The following is a 946-nucleotide window of genomic DNA, read 5'->3' on the forward strand; positions in this document are numbered from 1 at the left end:
ATCACGCTTGCAGGAACATACGGGAACTGCTTGGCATGGTATGGCATTTTATGGGAACCGTTTCCCCATTTCCTGGCAGTGGGCATGGCACGGCGAAAATGTAGCAGTATTCGGATCAGCTATTTAGTGGATTATTTAATTCGTGGGCAACACTGGCTGCAAGCTGACCGATTGCCGCTAATTTTCCTTGTTTCGCTAAACTGTTTTTAATTCTTTTTTGTTGTGAAAATAAACTGTCGGGTTCAGCTGCAATATGGCGATAGTCTCTCAATGTGAGTGTGTTTGCGATAAAGCTACAGTAGTTTGATATGATAGATTGCGTTCCAGAGTTAAAGCTATAGGGCTCTTTTTTTAGCAAGATGATGGCATAATCACTGTTGTTAAATTTTACAGGCTGAATTAATGCTGATGTCGCTTGGGGCAATAGGCGCTTTAGTGTGCTTGACCAATTAGAGGTAGAGTCTAAATTGATCACTGTTGTTTCTCTAAATTCAAATTTTACAGTTTTAGTATTTTCGAATGTAATGTGTTTTCCAATTAGTTCCTCATGTGTGCATGCTAAAATACTCAGTTCAGTACTTTCTGGGTTGCAAGTTACGATTAATTGAAGATCAGGTTTTAACTCCTGTTTGACTAGTGAAAATAAGACGCTAAATGGCATAGCTTGGTCTATGTTTTCCGTCAAAGCTTGCATCGATTTTGAAATTAAATTATTGAGTATTTTAAACTCTAATAATTCCTGATTTTCTGCTCTTAATTGTATCAGCAATTGCTGTTGGTCATTTTTATTCATTCAATAGTCCAAATTGCACAGCTAACTTTATTTTTAGCCCAAAACCACCTACTTCAGTAGGTGGTTATCATCATTTGAGGCTTTGCCTGTATACCTACCCATGTTAAATGCATCTTTGATTTTTAGCGAAGTCAAAAGAGGCAAATAACATGA

General features: G+C 37.4%; 1 protein-coding gene. It reads right to left on the reverse strand.

Annotation, left to right across the window (positions count from 1 at the left end):
- Window positions 1–115: 115 nt before the first annotated feature.
- The gene (locus IEY09_RS20090) at window positions 116–793 is read right to left on the reverse strand and encodes a sensor histidine kinase (protein ID WP_188872412.1); all 678 of its coding nucleotides are present in this window, start codon (window positions 791–793) and stop codon (window positions 116–118) included.
- Between the last annotated feature and the right edge of the window lie 153 nt (window positions 794–946).

Source organism: Shewanella xiamenensis, from assembly GCF_014647135.1.
In the GTDB taxonomy this organism is placed as follows: domain Bacteria; phylum Pseudomonadota; class Gammaproteobacteria; order Enterobacterales; family Shewanellaceae; genus Shewanella; species Shewanella xiamenensis.

Bases quoted from the DNA above. Each gene is read 5' to 3' on its own strand.
- IEY09_RS20090 (WP_188872412.1), bottom strand. From the start codon at position 793: ATGAATAAAAATGACCAACAGCAATTGCTGATACAATTAAGAGCAGAA.